This is a genomic window from Hymenobacter volaticus (genome assembly GCF_022921055.1).
Taxonomy (GTDB): domain Bacteria; phylum Bacteroidota; class Bacteroidia; order Cytophagales; family Hymenobacteraceae; genus Hymenobacter; species Hymenobacter volaticus.
In genome coordinates, this window is sequence record NZ_CP095061.1 from 4,630,858 (window position 1) to 4,648,251 (window position 17,394).

A 17,394-nucleotide genomic window follows, 5' to 3' on the forward strand; every position below is an offset into this window, starting at 1 on the left:
ATTGTTTTGGGTATCTTCACCTCGTTCTGTTTTCCTTGACCGGCGGCTTGTCCCGCACTTCTGCATTCATGCGTAGCGTTTTTCTTTCTTTTTCACTGGCTCTGAGTTTGTTGGTAGTCGCTGAGCCAGGCCAGGGCCAGCAGCGACCCTCTGCGCCTGCCCCGCCGATAAAGTGCGGGAGGCCAAGCCAAATAAACCTGGCAAGCTCAGCCGCAAAGAGCGGAAAGAGCTAGCCCGTCGCGCTGAGCTAGAAGAGGCCAGCCAGCAGCGGCAGCTGTCCGATAGGGACAGAGGCATGAGTGAGTCTTTCTTCGTAGACGGCGTGAAGTACGTGCTGCTCGAAGATTATAATAAAGCGCTGGAAAGGCTGCTGAAGGCGTACGCACTCAACCCGACCAACGCCGCCATTAGTTACAAAATAGCGGAAACCAATCTGCTTAGCGGAAACCTCAAGGATGCCACCAACTTTGCGCAGGCAGCCGTAAAGCTCGAACCCAAAAACGCTTACTATTACCTGCTCCTGGCCCAGATCTATGCTTCGCAGAAGCAGTATGATCAAGCCACGAAAGTGTACGCCCAGTTGATCCAAGACGTGCCCGACTCGGGGTACTATCTCTTCAACTTGGCTGATCTGTACTTGGCGCAGGGCAAGCTAACTGAGGCGCTGGCAACGCTAGAGCGGGCCGAAAAGCAATTCGGAGCGCTCGATGAGGTATCGTTTAAGAAGCAGCAGATCTACCTCAAGCAGAATAACTTAGACAAAGCTCTACAGGAAGGCGAAGTCTTGATCAAAGCCAACCCCGACGAAATTCGGTACGTGCTGGCCCAAGCCGAAATGTACGCCGCCAACAACCGCCTACCGGATGCTCTGCGGGTGGCGCAACAGGCACTACGCACCGACCCCGAGAATCCGCAGGCGCACATGATCATGGCCGACGTGTACCGTCAGCAAGGCAACGCGGCAGAGTCGGAAAAGCAAATCAAGCTCGCCTTTGAAAGCCCCGGCCTCGACATCGACGACAAAGTGCGCGTGCTAGTGGACTTCATCAAGCAACTGCCGAATCCCAAGTTAGAGCAAACTGCTTTGGATTTGGCCGCTATTACCATCCGGGTGCATCCGAAAGACGCCAAAGCCTACTCCGTAGCCGGCGACATTCAGACGCTGGCAAACCGCAAGAAGGACGCCCGGGATAATTATTTACAGGCTATCAAATACGATAACAGCCGCTACCAGATCTGGCAGCAGGTGGTACTCATTGATGCCGAACTCAACCAAACGGACTCCCTACTCACGCACTCTGAGCGGGCGCTAGAACTGTTTCCCAACCAAGCGCCGCTCTGGTTCTACAACGGCGTGGGCTACATGCTGAAAAAGCAGCCCACCAAAGGAGTGAAGTCGTTGGAGTATGGCCGTAAGCTAGCCACCGACAACCCTGAGCTACTGGCCCAGTTCGATACCCAGCTTGGCGACGCCTACCATGAATTGAAGGACTACAAAAAGTCGGACGCTGCCTACGAAGCCGCGTTAACCTTTGATGCCAACAATGCCCAGGCGCTCAACAACTACAGCTACTTCCTCTCAATAAGAGGTGAGAAGCTGGACCGGGCCAAGGAAATGGCGGGCAAGTTGGTGAAGCAATTTCCTGAAAACGACACCTACCTCGACACTTATGCTTGGGTGCTTTACAAGCAAAAAGACTACGCGGGTGCCCGCCAGAGTTTGGAAAAAGCGTTGCAAACTAGCAAGGATGGCACCGTAATCGAGCACTACGGCGACGTGCTTTATCAGCTCGGCGAGAAAGACAAGGCGCACGCTGAATGGTTACGCGCCAAGAAAAACGGCGGAACATCAGAGCTGATCGACCGCAAGATCAAAGACAAGAAACTGTATGAGTAAACGCATTGCCCTAGGCTTGCTACTAGCCGCTACTGCCCTCAGTAGCTGTAACCGCAAAATATTTCCGACTACTTCCAAGCAACCTTCTTCTACCCGGCCGGTCCCCGAGGCTATACGGGCTAAAAATGTGGACTTCCGTTTTCTGTCGGCGAAAGGCAAAGCGCAATTCGAGCAGCAAGGTGGCAACCTCAATATCCGCATCCGCAAAGACAGTGTTATCTGGATTTCGGCTTCCTTGATTGGATTTGAAGGGTTCCGGGCGTATATCACGCAGGATTCCGTACAAGTGCTCGACAAACTGCATCGTGAGTACTACGCCGGCGACTACGCTTACCTTAGTAAGCGCCTCAACGTCCCTGTCAACTTCGATATGCTACAAGCGTTGCTACTTGGCAACTATTTAGCTCCTATAAGTGAGCAAACATCACCGAAAGTAAGTACGGAAGGCGCCACGCAGAAAGTAAATTATGAGCAGGCAGGCCTACTGGTAGAGCAATTGATTGAGCTTGGTCAAGGCCGAGTACAGCAGCTTGCCGTGCGCGACACCACCACGAAGAACACGGTAACAGTAAACTATTCAGACTTTCAAGTCTTGGAGCGTAACCCGAGTCCCTTTGCCCACACGGCAACTGTAACGCTCCAACAAGGACAAACGGCCCCGTCCAAGCTCACTATTACGTACCGCAATGTTGACGTGGATAAGGAACGATTGCTGTTTCCTTTCTCCATTCCGAAAGGCTATGCTCGCAAAAAGTAAGCACTGGCTGCTAGTTGTGCTCGTCGCCGTCTGGCTTGGTGTTCCCGCGCCCAGCGGCGACGTCCAAGCCCAGCAGCGCCGCACCTCCAGCACCCGACGCCGCAGTAGCACCGCCCCAAATCGAAGGCCCAGCTTGAGCGGGAGCGGCGTGCTACCTTGCGCCGCATTCGCGAAACCAGCCGCATTCTGGAGCAGACCCAGCGTCAGAAGGAGGCGTCGTTGGGTCAGCTAAATGCCCTAAAGGAAAAGCTGACGGTCCAGCAAGGTGTTATTCGCAATATCTCGTCGGAGCTGCGCTACATCGAAACCGATGTGCAGCAAACAGAGCAGCAGGTGCAGAAAACTCGCCAGAGTCTAGACCAGTTGAAGGCAGAGTACGGCCGCTTAATCTACTCGGCTTCGAAAACGGCCAACAGCTACAACCGCATCATGTTCCTGTTTGCGGCCGAGTCGTTCAACCAGTTTATGCTGCGGCTCCGCTACATCCGGCAGTATGCGGAAGTGCGCAAGGCCCAGGCCGCCCAAATTGCAGGTACTCAGCAACGCCTTAGTCAACAGCTAACCGGCCTTCAAACCAAGAAGCAAGAGAAAGGCAGCCTACTCAACACTCAAGTAGCCGAGAAAAACAACCTGCTGACTATGAAAACCCAGCAGGACCAAGTAGTAACCAAGCTCAGCCAGCAAGAGCAAAACCTACGCGAAGAGCTAGCCAAACGACAACTGGCTGTTAGTCGTCTTGACAATTTGATTGCGGAACGGGTAAGGGAAGAAATTGCCCGTGCCGCCCGTGTAGCCGCCGCCAAAGCTGCCGCGCGGGCCGCCGCCCGTGAACGGGCAGCACGGGCCGCTGCTGCCGCAGGCCGCGCTTCTGATGCACCTTCACGGACTTATTCGGATGCTTCCCCGAAGAAGAAGCTCCTACTCGTACCGATCGGGTTACGCTTACACCGGAGACAGCCGAACTCTCGTCGTCTTTCGCCGATAACCGCGGACGGTTGCTGTGGCCGGTATCAAAAGGCTTTATCTCCCAGCGTTTCGGGCGGCACAATCACCCAGTACTCAAAAACGTGGTGGTAGAGAACCGGGGCATCGATATCCAGACCAGTGCTGGCGAACAAGTCCGAGCCATTTTCGATGGCAAGGTGCTTACCGTGGCCAACGTACCTGGCATGAACAACATCGTCATGATTCAGCATGGCGAGTATTTCACGGTGTATGCCAAACTCCGCGGTGTAAGCGTAAGCGAGGGCCAGATAGTGAAGATGCGCCAGCCGATTGGTACCGTTTACACTGATCCTGATGGCACTTCCGAAGTTCAATTTCAAGTGTGGCGCAACAGCGCTAATCTAAACCCTGAAAACTGGATTGGACGCCGCTAAATAAGTAGCAATCGTCTACTAGGTACTTTTGTATTTTTCCAATCTTTATTTCTGCAGGCCGTATTCTTTGCATTGAGCTACCTATTGGATAGCTTCTATTAAGATCACATAACCGTGGTTATCAGTACGTTCATTAACCAGCAAAAAAAACACCGCACAAAGTGCGGTGTCTTTCTGAGCTATGAAAACAAACTTAGCTACCAGTATCTCCGGGCTGCACTAGACTTATAAATAGAGGTCGTACAGCGGGGCTACTCCGATAACATGACGAAAGATAGAAGATTGGACGATTTTTATTGTTGCAAATTCGCCGAAAGCCCTCTTTTTACCGGCGAATGAAGCGTTTTATCCGACTTTGTGCTCGGTTATTCGAAGAAACTATTAAATAAGATTTAATCGGCTTAACAGAGCTGCTTTGTAGGAGTTACCGATCGGAACAGGCGTAGGATTAACTTGACGGTCGGTGCCCCGCCCGTTGTCTACCAGCATGATGTCTCCTTCAATGGAAGTGATACGATCCAAGCAAACTATGTACTTGCGATGTACTCGGGCAAATTCGCGGAGAGGAAGCTTAGCCTCCAATTCTTTCATGGTGCTGTAGACCGTATACCGCTCCCGCGAAGTATAAATATTTACGTAGTCACCCAAAGCCTCTACGTACCGAATATCATTGGTGTGTACCCGGACCAACTTATGGTCTTGCTTGACGAATATTTCGTTGCGGCTGCCTACGAACATGGTTTCGGCCGCGTTATTGGCCATCCGCAGCAAGCCCTCTAGTTTTTGCTGCTCCTGCTCAAGTTGCAGCCGGGCCCGGCGCAATTCCAAGTGCGCTACCACCTCGCGCGCCAGAATGCGCATGGCTTCGCGTTGCTGATCATTAAGGGAGCGAGGCTGCGTGTCGAGGGCACAGATGGTTCCAAGTGGCAGCCCTTCGGGTGAAACCAACGCTGCACCCGCATAGAAACGAATATTAGGATTGCTGACTACCAGCGGATTCTGCTGAAACAATGGGTCCAGGGTGGTGTCTGACACCTCAAACACGTCATCTGAGAGCATGGCGTATTGGCAGAAGGCGGCGTCTCGGTGCGTTTCCGAGAACCGCTCCAACCCAAGGTTGGCCTTGAACCATTGCCGCTCTGCATCTATTAAAGATACCAGCGAAATGGTTGTGCCACAGATATAAGCAGCTAACCGAACTAGATCATCGAAAGCCTTTTCGGGCGGCGAATCTAGGATTTGGTAGTTGCGCAGTACTTCGAGCCGTTCGTTTTCATCAGGCTGCTGCAATGATGATACAGATGGGCGGGTAATTTTGGCGGCTGTGTTCATTTTGGGCGGCATTCACAAAAAAGTCGGCTTTTGACTTTACCTATCAAGCCGAGCAACATCTGTACGTAAACAGATTTAGAGACTGTAAATAGAATATGAAACCGATCAACCTCCAATTTTCGACTTTAGACATGAGAAATTACCCGATAAACATTGCTCATACTACGATGAACTGAACTTCATGTACGCATCACAATGATAACTTAGATTGGCAGCTTACTAATATAGCGCGGCTACTCGTTGAGGCCCCATTTTAAAATTATGGGGTATCTTTACCAATCCTGCTTAGCATCCGTATGCGTATCTCAGGCTTTCCACTTCAAACCGGCTTATACAGCCTTTTTCTATGCAGTTTTCCTCGCTTTTCCTGATTGGCAACTTCGGTACGACCGAAATTCTGCTAATCATTTTTGTTATTGTTTTGCTGTTTGGCGCCAAGCGTATTCCGGAACTGTTCCGTGGTATGGGCCAGGGCATCCGGGAGTTCAAAGACGCTTCGAAAGAGGAAAAGCCAGAGTATCGCGACCAAACTACCCCCCGTAACCCGAACGAGCCTAACCAGCCACGTTTTTAATTAGCAGATCGTCATGCATACACCACTTTTGTTTCTCGGCGACATCGGGGGCAGTGAGATGCTGCTTATTATGGTCGTCATCCTCGTCTTCTTTGGTGCCAACAAGATACCAGAATTAGCGCGGGGATTAGGCAAAGGCATTCGGGAATTCAAGGATGCCTCGCGCGAAATCCGCAGTGAATTTGAAAACCACGTGGAGTCGCAGCAGCAGCAACCGTATCAGCAACAGTTCAATCAGAACTATATTGCGCCGTCAACTCCCACACCGGCGCCGGAGCAGCTGCCCGACGACGCATACACGCAAACGGAGCCGACCTACAGCTCACCTAGTACCTCCTACTCTGCGCCCGTAACTCATACTTCGAGTGCAGACCAAACAGTTCCCGCTCCGACGTCCGCCGAACGGCCTCGTCTAGACCAAATGTCCTAACTGATTTCTAGAATTTGAGACGCTTTCATTCTCTCACGGAAGTTCGTAACGAGCTGACGGCAGGCAACACGACCTGCCGTCAGCTCGTGGAGTATTACCTAGATAACATCGAGCGGCGGAATGGCCGCTTGAATGCTTTTCTGGAAGTATGGCCCGAAGAAGCCCGTGCTCAAGCCGAAGCCGTTGACGCTAAATTAGCGGCCGGAACAGCTGGCAAGCTTGCCGGTATGGTTATCGGCCTAAAAGATGTGCTGGCTTACAAAGACCATTCTTTGCAGAGCAGCAGCCACATCCTCGACGGCTTCAAGTCGTTGTTCACGGCTACGGCGGTGCAGCGGCTGCTTGATGAGGATGCTATTTTTATTGGCCGGCAGAACTGCGACGAGTTTGCTATGGGCGCCTCCAATGAGTCTTCGTACTTCGGGCCGGTGCGCAATGCTATCGACGAGGAGCGGGTTTCGGGCGGCTCTTCGGGTGGCTCGGCAGTGGCCGTGCAAGCCGATATGTGTTTGGCTTCGATTGGCTCCGATACCGGTGGTTCGGTACGTCAGCCAGCGGCTTTCTGTGGCGTAATCGGCTTCAAGCCGACGTATTCTCGGATCTCACGCTACGGCCTCGTGGCGTATGCTTCTTCGTTCGACCAGATTGGAACGCTAACTCGCTCGGTAGATGATGCGGCGCTGCTGCTGGAAATAATGGCCGGCGCCGATAATTTCGACAGCACAGCCAGCCAGCGGGAAGTACCTGCTTACAGCCAGTTGCTAGAGCCTGCTCCGCACTACCGCATCGGATACATCCGCGACGCAGTAGAACGGCCGGGTCTGAACTCTGAAATCAAAGAGGCTTTAGAAACAAACCTGGAAGCTTTGCGCGGCCAGGGCCACGTGGTAGATGCGGTAGATTTTCCATACCTCGACTACATGGTACCGACGTACTATATTCTGACCACGGCCGAAGCCAGCTCCAACCTGAGCCGCTTCGACGGCGTGAAGTACGGCTACCGTGCCCCCGACGCTACCGACCTGGAGTCGCTCTACAAAAAGACTCGCTCCCAAGGCTTTGGACCGGAGGTACAGCGGCGCATTTTGCTCGGCACTTTTGTGTTGTCGGCAGATTATTACGACGCTTACTATACTAAAGCGCAGCAAGTGCGGCGTTTGATCAAGGAAAAGACCGACGAACTGCTGCGGCAGTATGATTTCCTGATCCTGCCCACCGCGCCTACTACAGCCTTCCGCATCGGCGAGAACACGAAAGATGCCTTGTCCATGTACCTCGCGGATATATTTACAGTACAGGCTTCCCTTGCCGGGGTGCCTGCGGTGTCGGTGCCGGCCGGTCAGGATTCGGCTGGTTTGCCGATTGGCTTACAGGTGATGAGCGGCGCGTTCCGCGAAGAGCACCTGTTAGCGTTTGCTAAATCGTTGACGGAGACCCTGATTCCTGCCATGCCTTAACCCCTGCTGTATTGATGAAAACGTTGTTGCGGCCGGTTCGCGTTGCCTCTACCCTCCTTTTGCTGACTGCTATGGCTCGCTCTGCTGCGGGTCAGACGCTCCCCCAACGGACGCCAGAAGTACCTCGTACCAGCAGCCCCGACGACACTACACAGGTTATTGAATTGCCGCTGCTGCTCCCCGATTCGTTGGTGGCAGCCCCTACCTCCGTTGATTCGGTGCGGCTTTTATGGTTGCAAACCCCACCCGAGTTGCACGACTTAGTAGGCGACCGGGTGGGATGCATAGAAACCGACGCGCCCCACGCCTTCAACCCATCGGTGATGTCGTTTGTGACGTTATTCACGGAGCGCAACCGCAAGTACATGCAACGGGTACTGGAGCGGGAAAACGTGTATTTCCCGCTTTTCGAGAAGTATCTAGCTAAGTACAATCTGCCCGTTGATCTGAAGTACTTGGCAGTGGTAGAATCGGCCTTGATTCCGACGGCTAAGTCGCACGTTGGTGCTACGGGCTTGTGGCAATTCATGGGCCCAACTGCCAATGATTTGCGCCTGCGCCGCGACGAGTGGGTGGACGAGCGGATGAACCCAGAGAAATCAACGGAGGCAGCTTGCAAGCACCTGCGTTATCTGTATGGCGTTTTTCACGACTGGGAACTGGTGTTGGCCGCTTATAACTGGGGCGCGGGCAATATGCAGCGCGTGATGCGGCGCACCGGCAAAAAGAACTTCTGGGACCTGTATCCTAGCTTGCCAAGGGAGACGCGCAACTACGTGCCGACCTTCACGGCCATCATGTACTCGATGAAGTACGCGCAGGCCCACCAGCTACACTCGCCGGAGTTGAAATACCGCTATGCCGAAGTAATGGACACCGTGCAGATTAATGGCAGAGCTATCGATTTGCTGCGTCTTGGCCAAGCTTGCGGCCTAGAGGATTCCTCGGCTTTACTGCACTACAATCCCGAACTGCGGCATCATTTCCTGCCGGCTGGCTACCGCTCGTACACCGTACAGGTACCAGCTACAGCCAAGCCCCAACTTGCCGTAGTTGACCGCGCTACGCTCTTCGATTACTGCCTGCCCCGTACTGACCTGCCGCAGCCTATGCCACCGATGATGGCGCGCCTAAACGGAGTCGAGCCCTTCCCGACGCGCACTCTGCTAGCAGCCAGCGGAGCTCCGCGCGAGGAAATTGAGCCCACCCCCCGCTTCCGTCGGGTACGGCACACGGTACGCCGGGGCGAAACCGTATCGGCATTGGCGGGCCGGTATGATGTTAGTGTAGCCCAGTTGGCCCGGTGGAATGGCTTGCGCAAAGGCCGTCCCTTAGCCCCAGGCAAGCAACTGGTTGTATTCGTGCCCGTGGCTACCCCGGCTTCCCAACCGGCTCCAACTACCGAAACCCTGGCCAGCACACGCAAGTTGAACGTACCCACCCGGTTGACTTCGCCTGTGGCTAAACCTGCCGTGAGCAGCCAAGTGGCGAGAGCGACTATTGAACCAACTGCGGTGGAAACCACACCTGAAGTAGCAGTAGCAAGCAAAGAAACTAGAACCTCTGGTCGTGCAAGTCGTAATGCCGCCGCTGCCGCTGTGGCTCCTGCCATTGAAGCAGTAGAGGCAGTCGAAACCGCAGTGGCCGACGACAGCCTACCCACTGAATACGTGGTGCGCAAGGGCGACTACCTCAGCCGCATTGCCGAGATCCGCGGTTTAAGCGTAAAGCAGGTGATGGAATGGAATAAGCTAACTTCTATCAAAGTATCGCCCGGCCAAAAGCTGGTGTTTACTGAACCCGCAGAGGCAGAAGAAGCTCCCGCTAGAGAAGAGGAGGTAGTTGCGGCGGTACCTGTTCAGCAGAAGCCAGCCCGCGCGCCTAAAATTGCCACCGTTCAGAAACCTGCTGCAAAGGAAGCCATCCGGAAAGTGCATTTGGTGCAAGCCGGCGACACGCTCTACAATATTTCGCGCCGCTACCAGGGCGTGACGGTAGAGCAATTGAAGCGGCTCAATAACTTAACTACCGACGAGGTGAAGCCAGGACAAAAGCTAATTGTAGCCCGATAAGCTCTCACTCGTTCTGTTGCGTTGGAAATAAAGGCTCTCGCCTAAACTTTTCCGCTGTTATTGAGCTTAAACAGGACAATACTCTGTACGTCTCGTAGTTACTTTTCCCACTTTCCACTAGTAGGAGTTGCTATAATGGAGGTACTTTTGTTGGATGCGGGGTCTACTGTCGCTCGTCAAAAGACGGTGTTAACATCGAGAAAGTAGTGCTACTACTACCCTACAACCTATACTAACGCTCCATTTTCCAACCAACCTGATGCCCTCCACCGTTAAGTCCTTCGTTCTGGTTGACACGCCAGAGCCACATCGTGTGCGTACCCGCCAGATTGTGAAAGCGCACCCGGAAGTAAAAGAACTGATGACGCGCACGCCCGCTACTGCTCTGATTGGAATAGCCTGCGTAGCGGCCCAAGTGGTATTGGCGGCGCTACTTCGCGATCAACCTTGGTACGTAATGGCGCTAGCGGCTTATCTGGTGGGCGCGTTCTTCTCGCATACCTTATTTGTGGTAATTCACGAGGCGGCGCACAACTTGGTGTTCCGCAAGGTGTGGCAGAACGTGGCAGTCGGTATTGTGGCCAATTTTGCTTCGGTTGTCCCAACGGCTATTTCCTTCAAGAACTTCCACATCAAGCACCATGTGTTTCAAGGGGTGCATGAGTTGGATGCCGATTTGCCGGACTGGTACGAGGCCAAGCTGATCAAGAACTATTCGGTGGGCAAAGCCATTTGGCTGTTCTTTTTCCCGCTGTTTCAGGTAATCCGCACAATTCGTTGCCGCGAAGTGGCCGTATTCGACCGGTACGTGGTGGCCAATATTGTGGCGCAACTGGCTTTCGATGCAGCTATTGTGTACTTCTTTGGCTGGGTGGCGCTGGGTTACCTTTTCCTTAGCTTCTGGTTTTCGGTAGGCTTACACCCACTCGGGCCCGCTGGATTCAAGAGCACTATCTCACCTTGGATGAGGGTCAGGAAACCTACAGCTACTACGGCCGACTGAACGGGGTGAACATGAACGTTGGTTACCACAACGAGCACCACGACATGCCTTCTATTCCGTGGAACCACTTGCCCCGCCTGAAGGCCTTGGCCCCGGAGTTCTACGAACCGCTGTTACATCACCGCTCCTACACCAAGCTGTTCTTTCAGTTTCTGTTTGACCAAGAAATAAGCCTTTTCTCGCGTATCACCCGCCGCAGCCGCGGCCGCGCCACGCTTCAGGATAATTCCACCCCCGACAAGCAGCTTGTTGAAGGCGCATCAGCCTAAAGTATCCGCCCTCAGCCTTACCGCTGAGGGCTTTTTCTTGCACTAGCCAACACCTTCTTAGCGTGTAGCAAGCCCGTAACTGCGAGCTTGAAACTACTACTGGTACCTATATCGTTATTGCATTACACTCAACACCTCGTAAGGTTGAACACGAAGTGCCTGCTGCGTTCTGTAGGCATAAACCTTTTCCAGTGGTTGCAGCTTATACTCGCCAAATCTCGACTCCTCGTCCCATGAAAAAGATACAAGTAGAAATATGGTCTGACATCCTCTGCCCCTTTTGCTACATCGGCAAGCGGCGGCTGGAAAAAGCACTAACGACCTTCGAGCACGCTGGTGCTATTGAAGTGAAGTGGCGCAGCTTCGAGCTCGATTCGCAGGCTAACCCGACGCCCGGCGTCAGCCAATACGCGCGCTTGGCCAGCAAGTACGGCAAGTCGGAAGAATGGGCCCGGCAAATGAGCGCCAACATGACCCAAATGGCCGCTGAAGAAGGTTTAGCTTTCGACTTCGACCGGGTAGTACCCGCCAATTCGTTGCGGGCCCACCGCCTCGTGCACTTAGCTGCCCAGCATGGCCACCAAGATGCCGCTAAAGAGCGCCTGTTCAAAGCCTATTTAGAAGAAGGCCTCGACATCAATGACGTGCCCACGCTTGCGCGCCTTGGTGCTGAGTTGAACTTACCTGCCGCAGAAGTAGAGCAACTCTTGGACTCTACTACTTTCGAGCAGGAAGTACGGCGCGACGAATATGAAGCGCAGCAAATTGGCGTACGCGGAGTACCGTACTTTGTCTTCGATGACAAGTACGCCGTATCGGGTGCGCAACCGACCGAGCTGTTCAAGGAAGTGCTGGAGAAGGTCTGGGAAGAAGCCCGCCCGCAGCCAGTAGCTATTGGCGGCTTAGAAGGTGCTGCCTGCGACATTGATGGCAATTGCTAGGTTTACTTACCTACCCACAAACAAAAGCACCACCTCAGGAGAGGTGGTGCTTTTGTTTGTGGGCTATTGGCACTACTTCGTGCTGTTCTCAAAAACGAGTAGTGGCCGCAAGGAATTGCTAACGTCGTAGAGGCGCAGTTCCTTGCCGCTGATTTCGTAGCGCACCGTGCGCGGCAGAGCATTTAGGTATTTGTCTTCTAAGGTCTGAGTGGCGCAGGTAGCCTTGGTTGATGCCTGTTGGCTGATTGTCAGTTGTCCGGCTGTATTGCCCTGCGAGAACGTGCCGCTAAATGAATTGCAGGGTCCAAGACCGGTAGTCGTGTTCTGCCTAGTAAACTGAATGTAGGATCGGTAGGTATCGGAATAGCTGGAAGTCCAGAGGGGTGTCTCTTCCACTTGCGTCAGCCTCCAGCGGGTATCCAGTAGTGACAACTTGGGAGTAGCTTCATTTTCTTCACAGCTTCCTAAGGAAACCAAGCCAACAACACCAAGGACACAAAATGATAACCGATGCATAGATAAGAGTAGGAAAAAGATCAGCGAGCAACCACTAGAGGGAGCCAACCACGGCCAGAAAGGTTGCAAGCCACAAAAGCAGACGCTGCCAGAATACTTGTGAGCTAGAAAATGCTTGATCACACCTCCACTGTAAGACGGAAAACTGTAAGCCCGACGATAACATGGTGTTTTTTCGTCCGTACTGCCTAGTGATCTTTCACTCTCATTTTCAAATGTTTATGGCTCAGCTTCAAAGTTTACAAGATCTTTTCGTTCACGGAATGCAGGCACTCTATAGCGCCGAAAACCTGTTGGTTGACAGCATGCCCCGCATGGTGGAAAACACCCAGAACGAAGAATTGAGAAAGGCCTTCACGGTACACCTCCAAGAAACCCAGCAGCAGATTCAGCGCCTCGAGCAAGCTGCCCAAATACTGGGCGTCGACCCGAACGGGGAAGAAAACGTGGCGCTTCAGGGCCTGATTGCGGAAGGCGAAAAACTGATGCAGAAAGATGCCTCGCCCGAAGTACTAGATGCCGCTTTGATTGCTGCCGCTCAAAAAATCGAGCACTACGAAATTGCTGGCTACGGCACAGCGGCGTACTTAGCCGAAGAACTAGGTTACACCGAGGTAGCGCAACTTTTGCAGCAAACCCTGCAAGAAGAAAAGAAGACTGACGTGTTGTTAAATGAAATTGCCAAAAACAGCGTAAATCGCCGCGCCGAACAGGCCTAAAGCAACACCCTCCAAATCACTACTAACGCTGCGTCACTATTCCCTTCTCCTAGAACACCTTGGCTTTTAGAGAATAACGCAAGGTATATAGCACTAGCCAACCATTGACTAACGCAAAAAGCACAGCCTATATAGGCTGTGCTTTTTGCGTTAGTCAACTGATGACTTCCTTATGCAGGCTGCTGTTGCATCTGCTCGAGGCGCTCGGTGATGAAATCTACCTCGTGTGTAACAAGCTCGAAATCAGTAGTGCGGGCGTTCTGGATGGCTTGCTCGGCATTGCGGGCACCTACCAGAGCTACCGAAAGGCCAGGCTGCGCCAGCGTCCAGCGCAACACCAACTGGCCTAGTGTGGCGTTTTTGCTTTCCGCCAAAGGCCGGATTTTCTCTAGAAACTCATTGACGCGGGTCACATTTTCCGGCTTGAAAAGACGGTTGGTAGAGCGCAAGTCACTAGCGTCGAAGTGCTGACCGGGCTTCATCTTGCCCGTCAGCAACCCGAGTTGCATGGGGCTGTACGCTAAGATGGACATATCGTGCCGTTGGCAGAATGGCAGTACATCCTTCTCGATGTCGCGGCGTAGCATGCTGTAAGGCACCTGGTTGGATACTAACTCCACCGTTTTCAGGGCTTCCTCCATCTGCGCTACCGAGTAGTTGCTTACGCCTATCGCGCGGATTTTTCCTTGCTCCAGTAAGCGAGCCGCAGCTTCCATCGTCTCGTCGATAGGAGTAGTTACATCGGGCCAGTGCTGCTGATACAGGTCGATATAGTCGGTGCCGAGGCGGCGCAGGCTGTCTTCGCACTCCTTGATGATGCTGTCGCGGCCGGCGTACTTGTACACGTCAAGGTCTTGGCCGTCGTTGTTCTTGGTTTTCATGGCGAAGTCGCCTTTGGCCAAGTCCCAGCGCATGCCAAATTTGGTTAGAATCTGCACTTTGTCGCGGGGCAAGGACTTGATGGCTTCGCCCACAATTTCCTCGCTCAACCCCTGGCCGTAGATGGGTGCCGTGTCGATGCTGGTGACGCCCAAGTCATAGGAGGCATGTATTGCTCCCACGGCGTCGTTCTGCTCGGTGCCCCCCCACATCCAGCCCCCGGCAGCCCAACTGCCGAACGTAATGCGCGAAACTTCAATGTCGGTATTGCCTAATTTTATGTATTCCATGGGAAGAAATGCTAGCATGAAAATGCCGGCTTCGTTACTGGCAGTTTTTCTTTGCTAAATACCCTATGGAGCAAGCCAAGGTTACGGCGCAGCTTGAACATACTAGCACTTAGGGCAATGTATCTGTGCGTCAATCCCCGGAATTAGACTATACTTACCACAATTTAGTGCTAAGCTTACGTTGCTTGAAATTAGTAAGTCGGCTTCAATGCGAGCTGGCGTATTCTAAACTTAGAAATCTTGGGTTGAAGTGTTGATACCTTGTAGAAGTGGGCCCGCTGCACTTAGAAAGGCCTGCTTATCACTGTCGTTTTTGCTATAGCTACTTTCTTGATTTACATATGAGGCGCTACTTGCTCTCTATCCTGGTGCTTGCGGGCACCTGCCTATTATCCTTAGCCTTTCAGGGGCCGCCCGATGCGTTTATTGCCTTGGTGATAAAGCAACTGACTCGGTTTTATGCTAGCACGTACCCCGAGAAAAGCTATCTGCAATTCGACAAAGACACCTACGCCGCCGGCGAAACTATCTGGTTTAAAGCCTACGTGGTGGAGGGCTCCACCCACCTACCCGATACGCTCAGCCGCATCTTGTATGTCGACCTGCTGAACCCCGACCAGAAAGTGGTGCAGCAACGAGTGCTGACGCTGAAAGGCGGCACGTCGCCCGGCGACTTCCAGCTAGCCGACAGCTTGAAGCAGGGCACCTACACGGTGCGGGCCTACACCAGTTGGATGCGCAACGCCGGTACGGGCTATTTCTTCACGCGTCCGCTCACGGTTTGGTCGAGCGCGGTAGCTACTGCCAGCAAGCCCGGCCGCCGGCCAACGACCGTTACGCCGCCTAGCACGCCGCCCGCTTCCAAGTGGCTGGATGTGCAGTTGTTTCCCGAGGGGGGCCAGTTTGTGACCGGGCTACTAAGCACCGTAGGCTTCAAAGCCATCGACTCGTACGGGATGGGCGTGGATATTCAAGGAGTCATTCAGGACGAAGCCGGGCAGCCAGTAACTGAGTTCCGCAGTGAGCACCTTGGTATGGGGCGTTTCCAACTCAAACCCGAAGCCGGCAAACGCTACGTGGCCGTGGTGCGCCAACCCGATGGGCAACGAGTTCGGCACGAATTGCCGGCAGCTCAACCCACCGGCTTTACCATGCGGGTGCTGCAGTTGCTGACCAGCTACCAGGTTGCTATTCAGTGCAAACTCCCGCCCAATTCCCCGGCCGAGCGCGTTACGGTAGTAGGGCACGTGCGGGGGCAAGTGGTATACGCGGGGCAAGGCGAAATCAGTGAAGGCAACACCTTTTCGACTAGCATTCCGAAAGACCGATTCCCGGGCGGCGTGGTGCACTTCACGCTCTTCGATAGCAAACAGGTGGCCCGGTGCGAGCGGTTGGCTTTCACCAATGCCAATCCTGGCTTGCGTATCACGCTACAGCCCGACAAACCAAGCTACGGCCCCCGCGAAAAGGTAACGGTGAATGTAGCCGTAACCGACGAGGCCGGCCGACCAGCACCAGGCCAGTTTTCGGTGGCCGTCAACAGTACTGCCTTGGTTCCTCTCGACTCTAGCGCCATCGACATTCGCACGCATTTGCTGCTGACCTCCGACTTGCGTGGCACCGTGGAGCAGCCCGGCTACTACTTCCGCAATCAGAAACCCGACACCCGGCAGGCCCTCGACAATCTGCTGCTCACGCAAGGGTGGCGGCGTTTTGTATGGAAACCACTGCTAGCCAATAAGCTCGGCGACTTTCCGTATCCGTTGGAGCAGACGCTAAGTTTGAGCGGTCAAGTATTTGGCAACAAGCAAGCTCCCGCGGTCAACACCAAAGTGTCGTTGTTCCGGTTTGGTTCGGCGCAGGACATCACGCAGGCCACTACCGATTCGGCCGGGCACTTCTTGTTCATGGGCTTCAGTGGGCGCGATACGGCCCGGGTACTGGTGCAAGTACCGTCGCAGAAGGGCTTGCGCAACCCCAACGTCAAGCTCGACAGACGAGTAATAGAAGCCAGCAAATTTCCGGCCCGACCCCTGCCCGATGCCATCCCCGCCCGGGAGCCTTACCTAATCAGCAGCAAGCGGCAGCAGGTGGTGGAGCGACAATACAGCCCCAATGCCAAGTCCATCATGCTCGGCAACGTGACGGTGAAAGGCAAAAAGACCGTGCAGCCAGACACTCGCCGCATTTATGGGCAGGCCGATGTGGTAGTGAAAACCAAGGATATTCCGGCGGCCAGCAGCTACACCAACGTGTTGCAACTACTGCAAGGCCGCGTGGCGGGCGTTTCCGTCACCGGCAACCCAATAAACATGAACGTGCAGATTCGGGGGCAGGGCACACCGCTTATTCTGATTGACGGCATTCCGGTTGATACCGACGCGCTGAACTCCATTCCGGTAACCGACGTGGAAAGTGTGGAGGTACTCAAGGGTCCTTCGGCGGCTATTTATGGTTCGCGTGGTGGGGGCGGCGTTATTGCCATCTTCACCAAGCGCGGCAACCCCGACTACGACTTCTCGAATGATCCGGCTCGGCCAGGAATACAGCCCTACACCATGCCGCAGCTGTACCAGGCGCGCGAGTTTTACGCTCCTACCTACGCCAACACCAAGAACGCCTCAGTACCCGACTTCCGCAGCGCCACGCTCTACTGGAACCCCACCGTCCGCACCGACGCCTCCGGCCAAGCTACCCTCTCGTTCTACTCGTCCGAAGAAGCCGGTCCGTTCCGCATGACGCTTGAAGGCATTTCCAACACAGGCGCCCCCGGCCACGGTACCGGCAGCTTTCAAGTAAGCAAGTAGCAAAAGGAAAGGTGCTGCTGACTTCACTTAAGAGCCAGGCGGACCGGCATTATCCAAGTAACGGTCCTGCTG

At 54.0% G+C, this 17,394-nt stretch carries 16 protein-coding genes; 13 read left to right on the forward strand and 3 right to left on the reverse strand.

The features are described 5' to 3' along the window. Positions 1-172 precede the first annotated feature (172 nt). The 4 genes from MUN86_RS20240 (at position 173) to MUN86_RS20255 (ending at position 4,033) form a co-directional block, all read left to right on the forward strand. The gene (locus MUN86_RS20240) at positions 173-1,897 is read left to right on the forward strand and encodes a tetratricopeptide repeat protein (protein WP_245119807.1); all 1,725 of its coding nucleotides are present in this window, start codon (positions 173-175) and stop codon (positions 1,895-1,897) included. Next, positions 1,890-2,654, forward strand: coding sequence for a lipoprotein insertase outer membrane protein LolB1 (gene lolB1 / locus MUN86_RS20245; RefSeq protein ID WP_245119808.1), 765 nt, complete (start codon positions 1,890-1,892; stop codon positions 2,652-2,654). Before MUN86_RS20240 ends, lolB1 begins: the two co-directional genes overlap by 8 nt. 156 nt (positions 2,655-2,810) lie before the next feature. Further along, a complete protein-coding gene (locus MUN86_RS20250; RefSeq protein ID WP_245119809.1) occupies positions 2,811-3,731 on the forward strand; it encodes a murein hydrolase activator EnvC family protein in 921 nt (306 codons plus the stop codon). Further along, entirely contained in the window at positions 3,722-4,033 is a 312-nt protein-coding gene (locus MUN86_RS20255; protein WP_245119810.1) for a murein hydrolase activator EnvC family protein, read from the forward strand. Before MUN86_RS20250 ends, MUN86_RS20255 begins: the two co-directional genes overlap by 10 nt. Positions 4,034-4,414: 381 nt before the next feature. Here MUN86_RS20255 and MUN86_RS20260 read toward each other — a convergent pair whose 3' ends face one another. Beyond that, the gene (locus MUN86_RS20260) at positions 4,415-5,365 is read right to left on the reverse strand and encodes a GAF domain-containing DNA-binding protein (RefSeq protein WP_245119811.1); all 951 of its coding nucleotides are present in this window, start codon (positions 5,363-5,365) and stop codon (positions 4,415-4,417) included. Between the two features lie 346 nt (positions 5,366-5,711). Here MUN86_RS20260 and MUN86_RS20265 point away from each other — a divergent pair, with 346 nt between their 5' ends. From MUN86_RS20265 to MUN86_RS20290, 7 genes are all read left to right on the forward strand, one after another. Then, a complete protein-coding gene (locus tag MUN86_RS20265) occupies positions 5,712-5,939 on the forward strand; it encodes a Sec-independent protein translocase subunit TatA/TatB (protein WP_245119812.1) in 228 nt (75 codons plus the stop codon). A gap of 13 nt (positions 5,940-5,952) precedes the next feature. After that, the gene (locus MUN86_RS31895; protein WP_311181744.1) at positions 5,953-6,369 is read left to right on the forward strand and encodes a Sec-independent protein translocase subunit TatA/TatB; all 417 of its coding nucleotides are present in this window, start codon (positions 5,953-5,955) and stop codon (positions 6,367-6,369) included. Positions 6,370-6,383: 14 nt separating this feature from the next. Further along, positions 6,384-7,826 (forward strand): Asp-tRNA(Asn)/Glu-tRNA(Gln) amidotransferase subunit GatA, encoded by a 1,443-nt coding sequence (gene gatA / locus MUN86_RS20275; RefSeq protein WP_245119813.1) that lies wholly within the window; start codon positions 6,384-6,386, stop codon positions 7,824-7,826. Positions 7,827-7,897: 71 nt separating this feature from the next. Then, positions 7,898-9,898 carry a LysM peptidoglycan-binding domain-containing protein gene (locus tag MUN86_RS20280; RefSeq protein ID WP_245119814.1) on the forward strand — a complete coding sequence of 667 codons (2,001 nt, stop codon included), beginning with the start codon at positions 7,898-7,900 and terminating at the stop codon, positions 9,896-9,898. Between the two features lie 259 nt (positions 9,899-10,157). Then, the gene (locus MUN86_RS20285; protein ID WP_280640545.1) at positions 10,158-10,901 is read left to right on the forward strand and encodes a fatty acid desaturase; all 744 of its coding nucleotides are present in this window, start codon (positions 10,158-10,160) and stop codon (positions 10,899-10,901) included. After that, entirely contained in the window at positions 10,859-11,170 is a 312-nt protein-coding gene (locus MUN86_RS31300) for a fatty acid desaturase (RefSeq protein WP_280640546.1), read from the forward strand. The genes MUN86_RS20285 and MUN86_RS31300 overlap by 43 nt, the downstream gene beginning before the upstream one ends. A 233-nt stretch (positions 11,171-11,403) precedes the next feature. Continuing rightward, positions 11,404-12,111 carry a DsbA family oxidoreductase gene (locus MUN86_RS20290; RefSeq protein ID WP_245119815.1) on the forward strand — a complete coding sequence of 236 codons (708 nt, stop codon included), beginning with the start codon at positions 11,404-11,406 and terminating at the stop codon, positions 12,109-12,111. Between the two features lie 72 nt (positions 12,112-12,183). On the opposite strand, the gene MUN86_RS20295 is transcribed toward MUN86_RS20290, so the two are convergent. Next, complete coding sequence (locus MUN86_RS20295) at positions 12,184-12,543, reverse strand: META domain-containing protein (RefSeq protein ID WP_245119816.1); 360 nt, start codon at positions 12,541-12,543, stop codon at positions 12,184-12,186. A gap of 305 nt (positions 12,544-12,848) precedes the next feature. Here MUN86_RS20295 and MUN86_RS20300 point away from each other — a divergent pair, with 305 nt between their 5' ends. Next, positions 12,849-13,346 carry a YciE/YciF ferroxidase family protein gene (locus tag MUN86_RS20300; RefSeq protein ID WP_280640547.1) on the forward strand — a complete coding sequence of 166 codons (498 nt, stop codon included), beginning with the start codon at positions 12,849-12,851 and terminating at the stop codon, positions 13,344-13,346. A 170-nt stretch (positions 13,347-13,516) separates the two neighbouring features. Here the strand turns inward: MUN86_RS20300 and MUN86_RS20305 are convergent, their stop codons facing one another. Beyond that, positions 13,517-14,515, reverse strand: a complete 999-nt coding sequence (locus tag MUN86_RS20305) for an aldo/keto reductase (RefSeq protein WP_245119818.1) — start codon at positions 14,513-14,515, stop codon at positions 13,517-13,519. A 341-nt stretch (positions 14,516-14,856) separates the two neighbouring features. Here MUN86_RS20305 and MUN86_RS20310 point away from each other — a divergent pair, with 341 nt between their 5' ends. After that, complete coding sequence (locus MUN86_RS20310; protein ID WP_245119819.1) at positions 14,857-17,322, forward strand: TonB-dependent receptor plug domain-containing protein; 2,466 nt, start codon at positions 14,857-14,859, stop codon at positions 17,320-17,322. Positions 17,323-17,394 lie beyond the last annotated feature (72 nt).

Bases quoted from the DNA above. Each gene is read 5' to 3' on its own strand.
- MUN86_RS31895 (WP_311181744.1), top strand. From the start codon at position 5,953: ATGCATACACCACTTTTGTTTCTCGGCGACATCGGGGGCAGTGAGATG.
- MUN86_RS20260 (WP_245119811.1), bottom strand. From the start codon at position 5,365: ATGAACACAGCCGCCAAAATTACCCGCCCATCTGTATCATCATTGCAG.
- MUN86_RS20290 (WP_245119815.1), top strand. From the start codon at position 11,404: ATGAAAAAGATACAAGTAGAAATATGGTCTGACATCCTCTGCCCCTTT.
- MUN86_RS20265 (WP_245119812.1), top strand. From the start codon at position 5,712: ATGCAGTTTTCCTCGCTTTTCCTGATTGGCAACTTCGGTACGACCGAA.
- MUN86_RS20280 (WP_245119814.1), top strand. From the start codon at position 7,898: ATGGCTCGCTCTGCTGCGGGTCAGACGCTCCCCCAACGGACGCCAGAA.
- lolB1 (WP_245119808.1), top strand. From the start codon at position 1,890: ATGAGTAAACGCATTGCCCTAGGCTTGCTACTAGCCGCTACTGCCCTC.
- MUN86_RS20285 (WP_280640545.1), top strand. From the start codon at position 10,158: ATGCCCTCCACCGTTAAGTCCTTCGTTCTGGTTGACACGCCAGAGCCA.
- MUN86_RS20305 (WP_245119818.1), bottom strand. From the start codon at position 14,515: ATGGAATACATAAAATTAGGCAATACCGACATTGAAGTTTCGCGCATT.
- MUN86_RS20300 (WP_280640547.1), top strand. From the start codon at position 12,849: ATGGCTCAGCTTCAAAGTTTACAAGATCTTTTCGTTCACGGAATGCAG.
- MUN86_RS20310 (WP_245119819.1), top strand. From the start codon at position 14,857: ATGAGGCGCTACTTGCTCTCTATCCTGGTGCTTGCGGGCACCTGCCTA.